Below are 16,594 nucleotides of genomic sequence, written 5' to 3'. Positions count from 1 at the left end.
GTATCACGGCCGGCACGATCGCAAAAGGGCCATCGCGCCGATTGACACGGGTTTCATCACGATATAACTAGAAATATAGTTTTATAGGAGCTTGCGATGGACATCGAACAGGCCGCCCAGGGCTTTGCCGCGATCGGCTCGGAGCCGCGCCTCGAGGTGTTGCTGCTGCTGGTCAAGGCCGGCCCGCAAGGCCTGACCGTGGGCGATATTCAGGCGCGCACGGCGATGGCCGCCTCGACGCTCGCCCACCATCTGCGATTTCTGGCTTCGGCCGGCCTGATCGAACAGGAGCGGCAGGGCCGGTCGGTGTTCAACCGCGCCCGGTTCGACCATCTCGAGCGCCTCGGCGGCTATCTGCTCGAGGAATGCTGCGCCGACAGCGCCGCCAACGAGGAAAACGCGGCATGAGCACCCTCGACCAGGCAAGCGGCACGCCGCCCGCATCGGCCCGCACCACCAATCCGCTCGCCGTGCTGGCGACGCCCTGGGCGATCGTCGTGGCGGTTCCGCTGATCGTCTCCTTCGCCGATCCGGGACGGTTCGACGCGATCGTGGCGTTCGCGGCGAGCGCCTTCCTGAACACCCTGCCCTATATCGCCTTTGCGGTGATCCTGATCGCCTGGCTGAAGGCGGCCGGCGCGGAAGCGGCCATCGGCCGCGCCTTTGAGGGGCGCGAGACCCGCGCCATCGTGCTGGCCGCCCTGTTCGGCGGGCTGGCCCCGTTCTGCTCGTGCGAGGTGATCCCGTTCATCGCCGGGCTGCTCGCGGTCGGCGCGCCGCTGTCGGCGATCATGGCGTTCTGGCTGGCCTCGCCGCTGATCGACCCGCCGACGCTGCTGATCACCGCCGCCGCGCTGGGCTGGCCGTTCGCGATCGGCAAGGCGGTCGCCGCGGTCGGCCTCGGGCTGGCGGGCGGGTTCATCGTCAAGGCGCTGACGGCGGGCGGCCTGTTCGCGTCCGTTTCGCGCGGCACCGTGCGCAAGGGCTGCGGCTGCGGCCCCTCGCCGTTCGACGGCCGGCCCGTCTGGCGGTTCTGGGCCGAGGGGCACCGGACCGACATCTTCAGCGCCGAACTGCGCGCCAACGCCGCCTTCCTCGCGCAATGGCTGGCGCTGGCCTACGTGCTCGAAGCGCTGCTGGTGACCTATGTGCCCGCCTCGCTGATCGCCGGCCTCGTCGGCGGCGAGGGGCTCGGGCCGATCGTCGTCTCGGCGCTGGTCGGCATGCCCGCCTACCTCAACTCCTATGTCGCCCCGCCGCTGCTGGCTGGCCTGACCGAACAGGGCATGAGCGACGGCGCGGCGATGGCGTTCCTGATCGCCGGCGCGGTCAGCTCGATCCCCGCAATGGCCGCGGTCTGGTCGCTGGTGCGCGCGCCGGTGTTCGCGACCTATCTGACGCTGGGCGTGACCGGCGCGATCGTCTCGGGCGTGATTTTTCAGATGGTGGTGTGAGGCGGTGGAGGTGCGGCGGGTTTCGGGCCATCGCAGACACCCGGCCCATGGCCGCCATCGCAGCACCGGCAGCAGACGCCGGGCCTCACCCCCTGCCCTTGAAACCCTTGGCCAGCAGATAGAGCTCCACGGACTCGGCGCGGCTGGCGTCGGGCTTGACGTGGATCACCTTTCCGAAGTGGTGCTTCAGCCGGTCGAGCAGCGCCTTTTCGGTGCCGCCCTGGAAGGTCTTGGCGAGGAAATGGCCACCGGGCTGCAGCACCGCGATGGCGAACTCGGCCGCCACCTCGACCAGATGCATGGTGCGCATGTGATCGGTCTGGCGGTGGCCGACCGTCGGCGCGGCCATGTCGGACAGCACCACGTCCGGCGCGCCGCCGAGCGCGGCGATCAGCCGGCCCGGCGCGTCGTCGTCGAGAAAATCCATCTCCAGCACGGTGACGCCCGGCACCGGGTCCATGCCCAGATAGTCGATCGCCGCCACCAGCGGCTTTTCGGGCGTCGAGCCGGTGCGCTCGACCGCCACCTGGGACCAGCCGCCGGGCGCCGCGCCCAGATCGATCACCCGCGCGCCCCTCGTCAGGATGGCGTGCTTGTCGTCGATCTCGCTGAGCTTGTAGGCGGCGCGCGAGCGCATGCCCTCGCGCTTGGCGCGCTGCACGTACGGGTCGTTGAGCTGGCGCTCGATCCAGCGCCGCGAGGACGGCTTGAGCTTCTGCTTGCGCCGCACATGCTGGTTGACCGAGCGGCCGGGCGATCGCGCGCCGCGCCGGCTCATGACGGCCCGCCGCTCCGGTTCACGCGGCCGCGCCGGTAGCGCGTGCGCCGCCACACGCCGTCGGCGTTCATCATCTCGGTCAGCAGCCCCTCGCGCAGGCCGCGGTCGGCGACGCGCAACCGTTCGGCCGGCCAGACATTGCGGATCGCCTGCAGGATGGCGCAGCCGGCGAGCACCAGGTCGGCGCGGTCGCGGCCGATGCACGGATTGGCCACGCGCTCGTCGAAGGACCAGGACAGAAGCTGCGCGTTGACCGCGTCGACCTGCCGCGCATCCATCCACAGCCCGTCGACGCGGCGCCGGTCGTAGCGCCGCAGGCCCAGATGGATGCCGGCCAGCGTGGTCACCGTGCCCGACGTGCCGATCAGGTGGAAGGAGGAATCGCCGGCGCCCGGCAGGCGCTCGCGCGCGGCGAAATCGGCGAGCATGTCCTCGGCATGGGCGGTCATGGTGGCGAACAGATCGGCGTCGATATGGCGGCCGCCGAAGCGCTCGGCCATGGTCACAACGCCGACGGGCAGCGAGGTCCAGGCGGTGATGTGATCGGCGAGCCGGCGCGAATGGGCGTTGCGTAGATCGATGAGCGCGATCTCCGACGATCCGCCGCCGATGTCGAACAGCACCGTCGCGCGGGCGGCACGGTCGACCAGCGATCCGCAGCCGGCGACGGCCAGGCGGGCCTCGGTGGCGCGGTCGACAATCTCCAGATCAAGGCCGGTCTCGGCGCGCACGCGCTCGAGGAACGCCGCGCCATTGGCGGCCGACCGGCAGGCCTCGGTGGCGATCAGCCGCGTGCGCTCGATCGGCCGGGCCGTGAGCTTGTCGCGGCAGGCGCTCAGCGCGCCGAGCGCGCGGTCCATGGCCGCATCGGACAGCCGGCCGGTGACGCTCAGCCCCTCGCCCAGGCGCACGATGCGCGAAAAGGCGTCGATGACGCGAAAGGCGCCCGGCCGGGTCGGCACGGCGACCAGCAGCCGGCAATTGTTGGTGCCCAGATCGAGGGCGCCATAGGCGGTGGCGGGCCGGCGGTGCGCGGCGGGGGCCGGCGCGGCGATGGCGTTGGCTGCCCTTGCGCGGCCGGCCTCGCCGGAGCCGGGTTTGCCGACCTCGGTCGACGGTGCGCCGATGGAACCCTCGCGCGGCGGCCCGGCCGCCGGGGCCGCCGCCTGGCGGGCGCCCTTGATCGGGGCGGCGGCCGATGCGTCCCCGGGCCGCCCCGGCCGGCTGGCGTTGCGGTTCGCACCGTGCCCGGCGCCGCTGCCCTGCGCGGCCGCGTGGGACGGCGCATTGGTCGAGCCGGCGCCACGGCGGCGTCGGCGGCGCGAGCCGCGCTTGGACGGACGCTTGGCAAATGGCCCGGCCTGGCCGATCTTGCCGGAGGCGGCTTCGTGCGGTTCACCAGGGCTGTCGGCGTCGCCCGGCGGGCGATCGGCGGCTCCCTCGCCAGGCGGCGGCGTTTCGGGCGATGTCCGATGAGGCGCCGCGCCGTTTGGCTCGCCCGGCCATGCGGACGCGTTCGTGCGGCCGGCCTCGCCGGTCGACGTCTCGGCACCCGTCTTCGGAGAGGGGCCATGGTCGGATCCGTCCGCGGCGGTGCCCGGACCGGGACGGGACACTCGGCCTGTTTGGGACGGCGCGCCGCCCTGTCCAGGCTTGGTCACGTTCGTTCTCCAGCATGGCGCTGCCACGATGGGGCGCGCAGCATGCACAAGATTTGCGTTGCCGAAAGGGTAACAGCGCAAGGGCCAAAGACCAAGCCGAAATCGGCGCGGCCGATTTGCATTCGGCGCCGAACCGCCATATATGGCGACGTGGCGGAGGGCCGCGCACGCGGCGCGGCGCCACCGGCTCGGCGCATGGGGAATAGGTTAACGGTAGACCCGCGGACTCTGACTCCGTTAGTCCTGGTTCGAATCCAGGTTCCCCAGCCAGCCACCGCCAATTATGGCCCTGCCACCCGCCGTGCCTTTCAACGACACGCCATCGCCTGCGTGTGCGAGACGATGCTGGAGTTGGCCGGGCCTTCGCTTCGGCATGCGGCGACGCACCGCCATGTCGCGGACAATGGCGGCGGTGCGGCCGATCTTCCCACGGCCTGTCTTTCAAGCCTGGGGCGGCCGGCCCGGAGGGCGGCGCCCGTCACAAAGGCGTCCATCCGGGTGCGGGCTCTAATTGCGTTCGACCGGCCGCGAGCGCATGCGGCGCGCCGTCTCGCGCTCGGCCCGCTTGCAGCGCATCGGCGGCAGGCCCCGGTCCATCAGCTCCATGTCCTCGAGAACCATGTCGCCCATCTGCCTGAAGGCGACGTCGAGCGCCCCGGCACGATGGGCCGAACGCAGCAATCCGTCCAGGCGCCGCGCGCGGTGATCGGCCGGTAGCGGCTCCTGCGGGAAGACGTCGCTGGCGGCGACGATATGGCCCCGCTCGACCGCGTCCAGCAGCGCGTCGAAGTCGACGACGTCGGCGCGGCTGAGCAGTATCAGCGCCGCTCCGGGACGCATCCGCGCGAACGCTTCGGCGCCCAGAAACCCGCGGTTCTCCGTGGTCACCGCGGCCATGACGAAGATGTGGTCGGACTGCTCGAGCACCTCGTCCAGGCGCGCCGGCACCACCTGTTGGTCTTCGAGAATAGACGGCGGCAACCATGGATCGTGCACCCTGATGTTGCACCGAAACCCGGTCAGCAGCCGGTTCAGCGCCCGGCCGAGATCGCCGAACCCGACGATCCCCACATCGGCGCCCGTCAGAAGGCGCGCGCGCGCATTGCCCTCACCGCCCCATCTTTCCGTGCCGTTCCGGAAATCGACGTCCGCTGCGGTGATGCCGCGCGCCAGATCGAGCGCCATGCCAAGCCCGATCTCGGCCACCGGCACCGCAAACACCGCGCCGGTCGTCACCACGTGGATACCTCGGGCGAACAGTTCGTCATAGGGCATGTTGTCGAGCAGGTTGGATTCGACATTCAAGACGGCGCGCAGCGCGGTCATCCTGGCCAGCGTGGCGGACGGAATCGGCGGCTGGCCGAGAACGTATCGGGCTTGGGCGAGCACGGCCTCGTCGAGCGCGGCGACGTCGTCGGCGCTGGTTTCGACCAGTTCGTAGCGCGCGCGCAGGTCAGCCAGCCTGTCCGGCGTGAAGATCAGGTCCAGTGTGCGCGGCTCGGGCGCGCAGATCACGAGCGGCTTGGCGGCAGATGTCATGGCGGCCCCTCCCGTTGCAAAATGAATCGATTTACTTCCGCTGTAAACCGATTTATCGTCTCGCCCGGAACATGGAACGCCGGGTCCATGGAAGGGAGGCCATGTCGGGCATCAGCGATCAACGGCGCGCCACGATTCACGATGTGGCCCGCTGCGCAGGCGTTTCGGCCGCAACGGTGTCGAAGGTGCTGCGCGGCGTGTCCTCGGTCAGGGCCGAGAACGCCCGGCGCGTGCGCGATGCGGTCGACCGCCTCGGCTACCGGATGGATCCGCTCGCCTCCGGCCTGCGCAACGAACAGCGCCGCATCATCGGCGCGGTCGTGCCCGATCTCAAGAGCCCGTTCTTCGGCGCCCTGGTCACCGGCCTTGAAAGCGCCGCCGAGGCGGCCGGCTACACAATGATCGTCGCCAGTTCGCGCGAGAGCGAGACGCGCGAAGCCGATCTGGTGGCGCGCATGAGCGATTGGCGTGTGGCGGGCACGATCCTGGCGCCGGTGCGCTCGGAGAGCGGGCTGGGCGCGCAGCGCATGCGCGCGCTCGACATGCACGCCGTCCTCGTCGACCGGGCCTCGGCCAACGATCGTTTCGACACCGTCGCGGCCGACAATTACGCCGCCTCATGCGGCGTCGCCGACCTCCTGGTCGGCGACGGACACCGCCATGTGTTGCTGCACGGCGCGACGCGGATCTCCAAGGCCGTGCGCACCCGACTTGAAGGGTTCACGGCCCGCGCCACCGCGCTCGACCCCCGGGTGCGCATCGACACATTGCTGTCCGACGACGCTGTGGACGTACAGCGCCTCGCGATCAGCGCCTATTTCGACACTCCCAAGGCCGACGCACGCGCCACGGCGGTGTTTTCGCTGTCGCAGCATTCCACGCTTCTCGTGCTGGCCGAGCTGCGTCGGCGCGCGATCCGCGTCCCCGACGAGGTCGCACTGGTCGGCTTCGACGATGCCGAATGGATGCAGACGACCTGGCCTTCGATCACGGCGGTCGCCCAGCCGGTCGATGCGATCGCCGAACGCGCCGTGCATGTCCTGCTGGCCAGGATCGAAGGCACGACCGGCGGCTATCCGGTTCAGCATTTGGAACCTTGCGTTCTGCACGCTCGCCAGTCCGGCGGGTCGGCAGACGAGCCGTCACGTCACGTCGGTGGCGGCTGACGACGACGAAATGGTGCATACAGGAGGAGAAAACCATGCCCAGAAAGACACCAACCGCCATGTTCGGCGCGGCGGCCGTCGCGATGATGCTCGTCGCCGGCCCGGCCCAGGCCGACGGCGAGTATGGCATTTTGATGAAGACCCTGGCCAACCCGTTCTGGGGCGCGATGGGCCAAGGCGTCGAAGACGGCGCGAAGGAGGCCGGCGTCGACTACTTCATGCAGGCGGTCGAGAGCGACCAGGCCGCCGAAAGCCAACTCAATGTCTGCAACACGATGCTGCAGCGCAACCCGGTGGCGATGATCACCGCGGCAATCAGTTCGACGAACCTGCTGCCCTGCCTGAAGTCGGCGCAGGATGCCGGGATCAAGATCGTCGACCTGGACGGCAATCTCGACCCGGCGATCCTCGAGGCCGAGGGTATCGACATCACCTTCCGCATCGGCTCGGACAACGTGCTGGCCGGAGCGCAGGGCGCCGAATTCATGGTCAGCCAGCTCGGGGCCGACGCGACCGGTCCCGTCCTCGTCATCGAGGGGCTTTCGGGCAACATCACCGGTCAGATGCGCGCCGAGGGCTTCGCCGAAAGGCTGGGCGAACTGGCGCCCGGACTTGAGATCGTCGCCTCGCTGCCCGGCGACTGGGATCGCGGCAAGGCCGCCAACATCACCAACGACATCCTGACCCGCAATCCCGATCTGGTCGGCATTTTCGCGGCCAATGACGGCATGGCGCTCGGCGCCGTCGAAAGCGTGTTCGCAGCCGGCAAGGGCGGCGAGGTCGTCATCATCGGCGTCGACGGAAATTCGGACGCGGTCAAGTCGATCCAGGACGGCCGGCTGACCGCTTCGGTGGCGCAGCTTCCCTATCTGGTCGGCAAGCAGGCGGTCGAGACCGTCAAGATGGCCGTCGAAGGCGAGGAGGTCGAGGAAAGCATCATCGTGCCGACGCTCGTGCTGACCAAGGACGTCATGGACGCAGGCACCGAGCCTCTGCTCGAATACGTCAAGTGATCCCGGCCCGGCGGGGGCCGATCGGCCCCGCCGGGATTGAACCGCATTCGCCGCCGCGCGCCTGGCGCGGCAAACGCGCCAATGGCGAGAACTCCATGGCTTCGACCGAACCGAGAGTGAAACTGCCCGCGCGCGGCCTCTGGAGCCGCGTGCAGGCACGCTCCATCGAACAATTGCACATCCGCCTGGAAAGCCTGGTCGTGCTGATCGCGCTGGCGATGCTCATGGCGATCCTGTCGCCGTTCTTCCTGTCGGTCAGCAACTTCCTGAACATCCTGCTGGCGACATCGACGATCGGCGTGCTGGCGATCGCCGCGACCTTCGTGCTCAGCTCCGGAGGCCTGGACCTGTCGCTGGGCTCGGTGCTCGGCCTGTCCGGCGTCGTCGGCGCCGCGGTCGCCGTCAAGCTCGGCGCGCCGATGCCGATCGCCGTCCTGGCGACGATCGGGGCCGGTGCCCTTGCCGGGCTGGTCAACGGCCTGATCATCACCCGGGCCTACGTGCCCGCCTTCATCGTCACGCTCGGCATGCTCGGCATCGCCCGCGGTCTCGCCCTGATCATCTCCGACGGGCGGGTCATCTACGGGTTGCCGCAGGCGATGGTCTATCTCGGCCAGGGCCGCCCGTTCGGCATCCCGATGCCGGTGATCATCTTCATCGTCACGGCGATCGTCATGCACGTGGTGCTCGCCTACACACGGTACGGGCGCCACACGCTGGCGATCGGCGACAACGAGAACGCCGCCCGCACCGCCGGGATCAATGTCGATTTCCATCGTCTGACGCTCTACACGCTCTCGGGCGCCCTGGCGGGGCTGGCCGGACTGCTGTTCGCCACGCGGATCAATTCGGGCGACCCGACCGCCGGCATCACCTATGAGCTGACCGCGATCACCGCCGCGATCATCGGCGGCACGAATCTTTTCGGCGGGCGCGGCTCGATACTGGGCACGATGATCGGCGCGCTGATCATGGGCGTGCTGCAGAACGGCCTGAACCTGCTGGCGGTGCAAAGCTACTACCAGCAGATGGCCATCGGCGCGGTCCTGATCCTGGCGGTGTTCATCGACCAGTTCCAGGTCCGCAAGGAGAGCCGGGTATGAGCCTTCTCGCCGTCACCGGCATCCGCAAGAGCTTCGGACCCGTCGACGTGCTTCACGGCGTCGACTTCAAGGTCGATGCCGGCGAAGTGGTCGGGCTTGTCGGCGACAACGGCGCGGGAAAGTCGACGCTGATGAAGATCGTCACCGGCATGTATTCGGCCGACGCGGGAGACGTGGCGCTGGAGGGCGAATCGATCCTCGGCAAGACGCCCGGAGAGCGGCGGGCGCTCGGCGTCGAGATGATCTATCAGGATCTCGCGCTCGCGCGCCAGCAGGACGTCGCCGCCAACATCTTTCTGGGACGCGAGCCGGTGCGCACGCTGATGGGCATGAAATTCGTCGATCGGCTGACCATGAAACGCCAGGCGCAGGCGATGATCGACAGGCTGGGCGCCAAGCTGCCGGCGATCAACCGGCCGGTCGGGTCGTTCTCGGGCGGCCAGCAGCAGTCGGTCGCCATCGCACGCGCGCTGACCTTCAACCCCAAGATCGTCATCATGGACGAGCCGACGGCGGCGCTGGCCGTGCGCGAGGTGCAGGGCGTTCTCGACCTGATCCGCCAACTGCGCGAGGAGGGAATCGGCGTGATCCTGATCTCGCATCGGCTCAACGACGTTCTTTCCGCCACCGATCGGATCGTCGTCCTGCACCACGGGCGTGCGGCCGCCAACCTGACCACGGCCGAGACCAACATGGCCGAAGTCGTCTCCGCGATCGTCGGCGGATCGGACATGGTCGAAGCCGCGGCACACGAAGCGAGAGCCTGAGCATGGCCAGGCTCGGACTGCATACATTTGCCGCCGCACCCAAATGGGATGTCGCGGCCATGGATGTGCTGCTGCCCAGGCTGCGGGCACACCGCGTCCGGGTTCTGGAGATCCCGCTGCTGGACCCCGCCGAGATCGACGTCGCCGAAACCCGAGCCTTTCTCGCCAGAAGCGAGATCGAGCCGGTCTGTTCGCTCGGCATTCCGCCCTCCATCGACGTGATTTCCGACCCGGATAAGGGCCTTGCCTTTCTCGAACCGGCCTTCGACGTGGCGAGCGCCATCGGCGCGTTTGCCCTTTCGGGCGTGACCTATGGCACCATCGGCCGAACCTCGGGCGCCCCGCGCACGCGGGACGAATTCGACGGAACCGTTCGCTTCATCGCGCGCGCCGCCGCGCGCGCCCGCTCTTTCGGGTTGAAGCTGGGGATCGAGCCCTGCAACCGCTACGAGACCCACATCATGAACACCGGTGCCGACGCCCGCGCCTATTGCGAGGCGGCGGGCGCGGACAACGTCTTCATCCACCTCGACACCTACCACATGAACATCGAGGAAGTGTCCTTCGCCCAGGGCCTTGCGGATTGCGGCCCGTTTCTGGGATATGTCCACCTGTCGGAGAGCAACCGCGGCACGCCCGGAGCCGGAACGGTTCGGTGGGACGAGGTCTATCGCGTCCTGGCGCAGATCGGGTTCGACGGGATCACGACGCTGGAGAGCATGAACCAGGTCCACCCGGCCATCGCGTCGGCTCTGGCGATCTGGCGCCCGGTCGCCGACAATCCCGATGCCGTCATCGACCGGGGCCTGCCGTTCCTGCTGCGCATGGCACAAGAGGCCGGGTTCGACTATGAGTGATGGCGCCGCCGCCGACCTGGCCGCGCAAATCGAGGCGCTCGCCGATGGCGATCGTCGCCGCCTGGTTGCCATCGCCGGACCGCCGGGATCGGGAAAATCGACACTGGCCGAGGCGGTGGTCGCGCGTCTGCTCGGGCGCGGGGTCGCGGCGGTCCAGATGCCGATGGACGGCTTTCACCTGGACAATCGCCTGCTCGAACCGCGCGGCCTGTTGCCGCGCAAGGGCGCCCCCGAGACGTTCGACTTTGCAGGGTTCGCCGCCACGCTCGGCCGGATCCGAACCGAGCCGTCGGTGATCGTGCCGGTCTTCGACCGGTCGCGAGAGATCGCGATCGCAGGCGCCGCCGAAATCCGCGCCGAGACGCGCATCGTCGTTGTCGAGGGCAACTATCTGTGTCTGGACGAAGCCCCCTGGCGCGACCTGGCACCGCTTTGGGATCTGTCGATCTTCCTCGACGTGCCGATGCCGGAGCTTGAACGTCGCCTGCTCGCACGCTGGCGCGGCCATGGCTTCGGTCCGCAGGCGGCCAGAGACAAGGCGCTTGGCAACGACCTCCCCAACGCCGAAAGGGTCAAGCGTTCGCTCGGGCCCGTCGACCGCGTCATTCGCTCGTGACGACCGGCCGTGGCCGGACCGCTCCCACTGCCGGCAATTTAGGCGCTGCACAATAAAGTGGCGATTGCGCCGCCCGCCTTGCGCCGGGGCCGCGGCAGATCCGGTCGGGCCCGTCCATCGCCGTTGCCCGCAAGGCGATGAAAACACGGCGCATATCGTCCAGACGCCGTTTCGACTCGCGATCTGGCACGCGTGTTGCGTTGCGGAATGCGTTTTGTCCATTTCATGGAGCGTCCACCGTGACCAGACCCCACAAGACCCATTCATTGCCGTTCGCACTGCCATTGGCATGTGCACTTGTCGCCACCACAGCGCTGGCCGGCGTCGCGCAGGCGCAGGAGGAGCCCATCAAGGTCGGGATCCTGCACTCGCTGTCGGGCACGATGGCGATCTCGGAGACCACGCTGAAGGACACGGTCGAGATGCTCATCGACCAGCAGAACGAAAAGGGCGGCCTGCTGGGCCGGCCGATCGAGGCGGTGGTCGTCGATCCGGCGTCGGACTGGCCGCTGTTCGCCGAAAAGACGCGCGAACTGCTCACCGTCGAGGAGGTCGACGTCATTTTCGGCTGCTGGACGTCGGTCAGCCGCAAGGCGGTGCTCCCGGTGCTCGAGGAACTCAACGGCCTTCTGTTCTATCCGGTCCAGTATGAGGGCGAGGAGAGCTCGAAGAACGTGTTCTACACGGGCGCGGCGCCCAATCAGCAGGCGATCCCGGCGACGGACTATTTCCTCGAGGAACTGGGGGTGGAGAAGTTCGCGCTGCTCGGCACCGATTACGTCTATCCGCGCACCACCAACCGCATCCTCGAGCAGTATCTCAAGGACAAGGGCATCCCCGAGGAAGACATCTTCGTCAACTACACGCCGTTCGGCCATTCGGACTGGTCGTCCATCGTCGCCGACGTGATCGAGCTCGGCGCCGACGGCAAGAAGGTCGGCGTGATCTCGACCATCAATGGCGACGCCAATGTCGGCTTCTACAAGGAGCTCGCGGCGCAGGGCGTGTCGGCGGACGACATCCCGGTGGTCGCCTTTTCGGTCGGCGAGGAGGAGCTTTCGGGTCTCGATACGACAAACCTCGTGGGGCATCTGGCGGCGTGGAACTACTTCCAGTCCGCCGATACCGATGTGAACGAGGAATTCGTCGCCACCTGGAAGGAGCGGATGGGCGAGGACCGGGTCACCAACGATCCGATGGAGGCCCATTACATCGGCTTCAACATGTGGGTGAACGCGGTCACCGATGCGGGCACCACCGATGTCGACGCGGTGCGCGAGGCGATGTGGGGTCAGGAGTTTGCGAACCTGACCGGCGGCACCGCGACTATGCTGCCCAATCACCACCTGACCAAGCCCGTGCTGATCGGCGAGATTACCGAGGAAGGCCAGTTCGACATCATCAGCCAGACCGAGGAAGTGGCCGGCGATGCGTGGACCGACTACCTGCCCGAGAGCGCGGTGCTGAAGTCCGACTGGAAGGATCTGGGCTGCGGCATGTACAACACCGAAACCGAGACCTGCGTGCAGATCGAATCGAACTACTGACGTCTTGCGAAACGACCGGCAAGGGGCGTGCGCGCGCCTTGCCTCTTCCTTCACCAGTTCGTCGAGGTCTGACGTGTTTCGTGGTTCGTTTGCCGCCGCGTTGCGGCACGGCGCTGCCGCCCCCACGCCTCACCCCTCCCCCACGCATATGGGAGCGGGGACGTGGTCCGGTCGCTGCCTTGCGATGCTGCTCGTGTTGGTGCCGCTTGTCCTTGCGGTCCTCACCCTGCCTGCCCACGCCCAGACCGGCCCGATCCAGACCGTGCTTCAGGACAACCGCGAGGACGTGGAGCGCGCTTCGCGCCGCACGGTCGGGCCGATCGTCGATGCGATCATCGCCACCGGCAGCGATCGGGCGCCGCTGTTTCTGGAGCGCTGGAGCGAGCGCGTCGTCTACCAGCGCGAAACCGACGGCCTGTTCTTTCTGGTGGAGGACGAGGACGCCGATCCGATGGCGCTGATCGATATCGACACGGGCGCGCCGGCCGGCGAGGCGCCCGAGGACGACATGGACCAGCTTCGGCCCAATTCGGGCGTGCGCGGCGTCATCGCCGCGGCGCTGGTGCGATTCCAGCTGTCCGATCCCGATCCCGACCGGCGCGCCGCCGGGCTTCAGGCCATCGAACGCGATCCGGACGCCTCGCATCTGGCCGCATTGCGCGCGGCCATCGACAATGAGCCCGATGTCGCGCTGAAAGCCCGCAAGCAGCGGCTCGAGCGGCTGCTCACCGTCACCTTCGGTGCCGACGAGGCCGCACGCGTCGCCGCCATCGAAAGCTTTGCCGGGGACATCTCGGTCGATGTGCGCGCAACGCTCAATCCGCTCCTGTCGACGCGCACCCGCTTCGCCGAGGTGCTGCCGGCCGACGCCAATGTCGCGCGCACCCTCGAACCGGGCAGCGACATCGCGATCGAGGACGCCTACGCCATGCTCGCCGATGCGGGCCGGGTGCCCGAAACGGTCGACGACGATGCGCGCGATGCCGCGCTGGTCGCAAACATCGCCGATGGGCGGGTCGGCGGCGTTTCGGTCGCCTCGCTCGACACCGACCAGGCGCGCGAGGATGCCTATGCGGCGCTTGCCGCCACCGGCTCCGTGCCGCCTCGGCCGAGCGCCGAGGACCGGGCGGCGGCCGTGGCCGACCATGTCTTCTTCGAGACCTACAACGAGCCCTCGCGGGCGGTCACCGATGCGGCGCGGGCGACGCTGCAATCGATCGAAAGCCGCGTCGCGGCCTATGGATGGCTCGATCTTGGCCTCGACGGGCTGTCGCTGGCCTCGATCTACTTCCTGGCGGCGATCGGGCTTGCCATCACCTTCGGCGTGATGGGCGTGATCAACATGGCGCATGGCGAGTTCATCATGATCGGCGCCTATACCGGCTATGTGGTGCAGCAGTTCGTGCCCGATCACACCGCCTCGATCATCCTGGCGCTGCCGCTGGCCTTCCTGCTCGCCTTCGCCGCCGGGGTGGCGCTCGAACGGCTCGTCATTCGCCACCTGATGCACCGGCCGCTGGAGACGCTGCTCGCCACATTCGGCATCTCCATCGCGCTGCAGCAGCTCGCCAAGAACATCTTCGGCACGCAGGCCCGGCCGCTGACCGCGCCGGGCTGGCTCGACGGCGCGCTCACCTTCAACGACGTGGTCTCGATCAGCTATATCCGCATCGCCATCTTCGTGCTCGCATTGGTCTTCTTCGTGCTGTTGTGGTTCATCCTCAACCGCACGCGGCTGGGCCTTGAAGTGCGCGCGGTCACCCAGAACAGCCGCATGGCCGCCTCGATGGGCATCAGCCCGGACCGGGTGAACATGCTGACATTCGGCCTGGGCTCGGGCATCGCCGGCATCGCCGGTGTCGCCATCGGGCTTTACGCGCAGGTCACCTCGGAGCTGGGCGCCTCCTACATCGTGCAGAGCTTCATGACGGTGGTCGTCGGCGGGGTCGGCAATATCTGGGGCACGCTGGCCGGCGCGGGCATGATCGGCTCGCTGCAGAAGCTGATCGAATGGTTCAACCCGGCCAACACGCTGGCCGCGCAGACCTACATGATCATCTTCATCATCATCTTCATCCAGTTCCGGCCCAAGGGCATCTTCGCCCTGCGCGGCCGCGCGGCGGGAGACTGAGGCCATGGAACGCACCTTCCTGATCCGCCATCCCTCGGTGATGATCTTCATCGCGCTTCTCGCGCTGTTCACGCTGGGCGCAACGATCCTGTCGGAAGGCTTCGGCATCGGGCTGATCTCGACCAGCTTCGTCAAGACGCTGGGCAAGACGCTGTGCCTGTGCCTTGTCGCCATCGCCATGGACCTCGTCTGGGGCTATTGCGGGATCCTGTCGCTGGGCCATTTCGCCTTCTTCGGCCTTGGCGGCTACATGATCGGCATGTGGCTGATGTATGAGCGCACCAAGGGCATCGTCGTCGACCAGCTCGCCGCCGCACAACTGCCGCCGACGCCCGAGGAGGTGCGCGAGGCGATCGGCGCGCAGATCTTCGGCGTGGTCGGCGGCTCGGAGATCCCGACGATCTGGATGTTCGCCGACAGCCTGATCATCCAGCTCGCCCTCGTCGTGCTCGTGCCGGGCCTGCTGGCGCTGGTGTTCGGCTGGCTGGCCTTTCGCAGCCGCGTGACGGGCGTCTATCTGTCGATCCTCACCCAGGCGATGACGCTGGCGCTGTCGCTCTATCTGTTCCAGAACGATTCGGGCCTGCGCGGCAATAACGGCCTTTCGGGCCTGCAGAACATTCCCGGCGCCGAGAACATCTCGCAGGACGTGGTCTCGGTCTGGTTCCTGTGGGCGTCGGCGCTGGCGCTGGGAGCGGGCTATCTGCTCGCGGCCTGGCTCGTTGCGGGCAAGTTCGGCAATGTGGTGCGCGGCATTCGCGACGACGAGGCGCGCGTGCGTTTCCTGGGCTACAATGTGGAGGCCTACAAGCTCGTCGTGTTCACGCTGACGGCCGTCATCGCCGGCATTGCCGGGGCGCTCTACTATCCGCAGGCGGGCATCATCAATCCGGCCGAGATCGCGCCCATCGCCTCGATCTACCTGGCCGTGTGGGTGGCGATCGGCGGCCGGGGCCGGCTCTACGGCGCGGTGATCGGCGCCGCGCTCGTCTCGCTTCTGTCGACCTGGTTCACCTCCGGCCGGGCGCCCGACATCCCGCTTGGCTTTTACACGATCGAATGGGTCGACTGGTGGCTGGTGCTGCTCGGCTTCGGCTTCGTGCTGGTCACGCTGTTCGCGCCGCAGGGCCTTGGCGGGCTCGTCGACAGGCTCGTCCGCAACCCGCGCGCCGCGCGGCCGCAGCCGGCAAGACCGCCGCAAAGCGCCAAGGAACCGGCATGAGCAGCCTTCTGGAAGTCGCCGGGGTCTCGGTCGCCTTTGACGGGTTCAAGGCGATCAACGATCTGTCCTTTGAGATCGGCGCCGCGGAGTTGCGCGCGATCATCGGGCCGAACGGCGCCGGCAAGACCACCTTCATGGACATCGTCACCGGCAAGACGCGCCCCGACAGCGGCCGCGTCGACTATGGCGAGCCGCCGGCCAGCCTGCTGCGCATGAGCGAAAGCGAGATCGCGCGCGCCGGCATCGGCCGCAAGTTCCAGCGGCCTACCGTCTTCGAGCAGCAGAGCGTGCGCGACAATCTCACGATGGCCCTCGACAATGCGCGCGACCCGCTCAGCGTGGTGTTCTATCGGCCGTTTGCCACGGACATGGACCGAGTCGCCGAACTGGCGCGCGAGATCGGGCTTGCCGATCAGCTCAACCGGATGGCCGGCGAACTGGCGCACGGGCAGAAGCAGTGGCTGGAGATCGGCATGCTTCTCGCCCAGGATCCGAAACTGCTGCTGGTCGACGAGCCGGCGGCGGGCATGACGCTCGACGAACGCGAGCACACCACTGACCTTCTCAAGCGGGCGGCCGAGACACGCGCCGTGATCGTCGTCGAGCACGACATGGAGTTCGTGCGCCGGCTGAACTGCAAGGTCACGGTGCTGCACGAGGGCTCGGTGCTGGCCGAGGGTTCGATCGACCACGTCACCGGCCATCAGCAGGTGATCGATGTCTATCTGGGGCGCTGAGCG

At 68.1% G+C, this 16,594-nt stretch carries 15 protein-coding genes and 1 tRNA gene; 13 read left to right on the top strand and 3 right to left on the bottom strand.

What is annotated here, in order from left to right; translation table 11 throughout:
- Positions 1–96 precede the first annotated feature (96 nt).
- Together RBB34_RS11955 and RBB34_RS11950 are read left to right on the top strand one after the other, a co-directional pair.
- A complete protein-coding gene (locus tag RBB34_RS11955) occupies positions 97–408 on the top strand; it encodes a metalloregulator ArsR/SmtB family transcription factor (RefSeq protein WP_306119456.1) in 312 nt (103 codons plus the stop codon).
- Positions 405–1,454: a permease gene (locus RBB34_RS11950; RefSeq protein WP_306119455.1), complete on the top strand. Its 1,050-nt coding sequence runs from the start codon at positions 405–407 to the stop codon at positions 1,452–1,454. Before RBB34_RS11955 ends, RBB34_RS11950 begins: the two co-directional genes overlap by 4 nt.
- 85 nt (positions 1,455–1,539) lie before the next feature.
- Here the strand turns inward: RBB34_RS11950 and RBB34_RS11945 are convergent, their stop codons facing one another.
- Entirely contained in the window at positions 1,540–2,232 is a 693-nt protein-coding gene (locus tag RBB34_RS11945) for an RlmE family RNA methyltransferase (protein WP_306119454.1), read from the bottom strand.
- Positions 2,229–3,848, bottom strand: coding sequence for a hypothetical protein (locus tag RBB34_RS11940; protein ID WP_306119453.1), 1,620 nt, complete (start codon positions 3,846–3,848; stop codon positions 2,229–2,231). Before RBB34_RS11940 ends, RBB34_RS11945 begins: the two co-directional genes overlap by 4 nt.
- A gap of 241 nt (positions 3,849–4,089) precedes the next feature.
- Between RBB34_RS11940 and RBB34_RS11935 the strand changes: the two genes are divergently transcribed.
- A tRNA-Gln gene (locus RBB34_RS11935) sits at positions 4,090–4,163 on the top strand.
- Between the two features lie 237 nt (positions 4,164–4,400).
- Here the strand turns inward: RBB34_RS11935 and RBB34_RS11930 are convergent.
- Positions 4,401–5,432, bottom strand: a complete 1,032-nt coding sequence (locus tag RBB34_RS11930; protein WP_306119452.1) for a hydroxyacid dehydrogenase — start codon at positions 5,430–5,432, stop codon at positions 4,401–4,403.
- A 101-nt stretch (positions 5,433–5,533) separates the two neighbouring features.
- On the opposite strand from RBB34_RS11930, the gene RBB34_RS11925 reads away from it, so the two are divergent.
- The 10 genes from RBB34_RS11925 to urtD all read left to right on the top strand — a co-directional run bounded on the left by RBB34_RS11925 (position 5,534) and on the right by urtD (position 16,591).
- Positions 5,534–6,598 carry a LacI family DNA-binding transcriptional regulator gene (locus RBB34_RS11925; protein WP_306119451.1) on the top strand — a complete coding sequence of 355 codons (1,065 nt, stop codon included), beginning with the start codon at positions 5,534–5,536 and terminating at the stop codon, positions 6,596–6,598.
- 35 nt (positions 6,599–6,633) lie between these two features.
- A complete protein-coding gene (locus tag RBB34_RS11920) occupies positions 6,634–7,611 on the top strand; it encodes a substrate-binding domain-containing protein (protein WP_306119450.1) in 978 nt (325 codons plus the stop codon).
- 95 nt (positions 7,612–7,706) lie between these two features.
- Complete coding sequence (locus tag RBB34_RS11915) at positions 7,707–8,714, top strand: ABC transporter permease (protein WP_306119449.1); 1,008 nt, start codon at positions 7,707–7,709, stop codon at positions 8,712–8,714.
- Entirely contained in the window at positions 8,711–9,481 is a 771-nt protein-coding gene (locus tag RBB34_RS11910; RefSeq protein WP_306119448.1) for an ATP-binding cassette domain-containing protein, read from the top strand. The genes RBB34_RS11915 and RBB34_RS11910 overlap by 4 nt, the downstream gene beginning before the upstream one ends.
- A gap of 2 nt (positions 9,482–9,483) precedes the next feature.
- Positions 9,484–10,338: a sugar phosphate isomerase/epimerase gene (locus RBB34_RS11905; protein WP_306119447.1), complete on the top strand. Its 855-nt coding sequence runs from the start codon at positions 9,484–9,486 to the stop codon at positions 10,336–10,338.
- Positions 10,331–10,954, top strand: coding sequence for a nucleoside triphosphate hydrolase (locus tag RBB34_RS11900; RefSeq protein WP_306119446.1), 624 nt, complete (start codon positions 10,331–10,333; stop codon positions 10,952–10,954). Before RBB34_RS11905 ends, RBB34_RS11900 begins: the two co-directional genes overlap by 8 nt.
- A 266-nt stretch (positions 10,955–11,220) precedes the next feature.
- On the top strand, positions 11,221–12,501 hold the full coding sequence (gene urtA, locus RBB34_RS11895) for an urea ABC transporter substrate-binding protein (RefSeq protein ID WP_306119481.1): 1,281 nt from the start codon (positions 11,221–11,223) through the stop codon (positions 12,499–12,501).
- Between the two features lie 184 nt (positions 12,502–12,685).
- Positions 12,686–14,632 (top strand): urea ABC transporter permease subunit UrtB, encoded by a 1,947-nt coding sequence (urtB, locus tag RBB34_RS11890; RefSeq protein ID WP_306119445.1) that lies wholly within the window; start codon positions 12,686–12,688, stop codon positions 14,630–14,632.
- Between the two features lie 4 nt (positions 14,633–14,636).
- On the top strand, positions 14,637–15,854 hold the full coding sequence (gene urtC, locus RBB34_RS11885) for an urea ABC transporter permease subunit UrtC (RefSeq protein WP_306119444.1): 1,218 nt from the start codon (positions 14,637–14,639) through the stop codon (positions 15,852–15,854).
- Positions 15,851–16,591 (top strand): urea ABC transporter ATP-binding protein UrtD, encoded by a 741-nt coding sequence (gene urtD / locus RBB34_RS11880; protein ID WP_306119443.1) that lies wholly within the window; start codon positions 15,851–15,853, stop codon positions 16,589–16,591. The genes urtC and urtD overlap by 4 nt, the downstream gene beginning before the upstream one ends.
- Positions 16,592–16,594: the final 3 nt, after the last annotated feature.

The organism is Roseitalea sp. MMSF_3546 (assembly GCF_030732865.1).
In the GTDB taxonomy this organism is placed as follows: domain Bacteria; phylum Pseudomonadota; class Alphaproteobacteria; order Rhizobiales; family Rhizobiaceae; genus Roseitalea.
The sequence above is the reverse complement of the archived record's forward strand: the minus strand, read 5'-3'. Positions and strand labels throughout refer to the sequence as shown.

Excerpts from the sequence above, each read along its gene's own strand:
- urtC (WP_306119444.1), top strand. The coding sequence starts at position 14,637 with ATGGAACGCACCTTCCTGATCCGCCATCCCTCGGTGATGATCTTCATC.
- RBB34_RS11950 (WP_306119455.1), top strand. The coding sequence starts at position 405 with ATGAGCACCCTCGACCAGGCAAGCGGCACGCCGCCCGCATCGGCCCGC.
- RBB34_RS11930 (WP_306119452.1), bottom strand. The coding sequence starts at position 5,432 with ATGACATCTGCCGCCAAGCCGCTCGTGATCTGCGCGCCCGAGCCGCGC.
- RBB34_RS11925 (WP_306119451.1), top strand. The coding sequence starts at position 5,534 with ATGTCGGGCATCAGCGATCAACGGCGCGCCACGATTCACGATGTGGCC.
- RBB34_RS11955 (WP_306119456.1), top strand. The coding sequence starts at position 97 with ATGGACATCGAACAGGCCGCCCAGGGCTTTGCCGCGATCGGCTCGGAG.
- RBB34_RS11915 (WP_306119449.1), top strand. The coding sequence starts at position 7,707 with ATGGCTTCGACCGAACCGAGAGTGAAACTGCCCGCGCGCGGCCTCTGG.
- urtB (WP_306119445.1), top strand. The coding sequence starts at position 12,686 with ATGCTGCTCGTGTTGGTGCCGCTTGTCCTTGCGGTCCTCACCCTGCCT.
- RBB34_RS11905 (WP_306119447.1), top strand. The coding sequence starts at position 9,484 with ATGGCCAGGCTCGGACTGCATACATTTGCCGCCGCACCCAAATGGGAT.
- RBB34_RS11910 (WP_306119448.1), top strand. The coding sequence starts at position 8,711 with ATGAGCCTTCTCGCCGTCACCGGCATCCGCAAGAGCTTCGGACCCGTC.
- RBB34_RS11945 (WP_306119454.1), bottom strand. The coding sequence starts at position 2,232 with ATGAGCCGGCGCGGCGCGCGATCGCCCGGCCGCTCGGTCAACCAGCAT.
- RBB34_RS11920 (WP_306119450.1), top strand. The coding sequence starts at position 6,634 with ATGCCCAGAAAGACACCAACCGCCATGTTCGGCGCGGCGGCCGTCGCG.
- RBB34_RS11900 (WP_306119446.1), top strand. The coding sequence starts at position 10,331 with ATGAGTGATGGCGCCGCCGCCGACCTGGCCGCGCAAATCGAGGCGCTC.
- urtD (WP_306119443.1), top strand. The coding sequence starts at position 15,851 with ATGAGCAGCCTTCTGGAAGTCGCCGGGGTCTCGGTCGCCTTTGACGGG.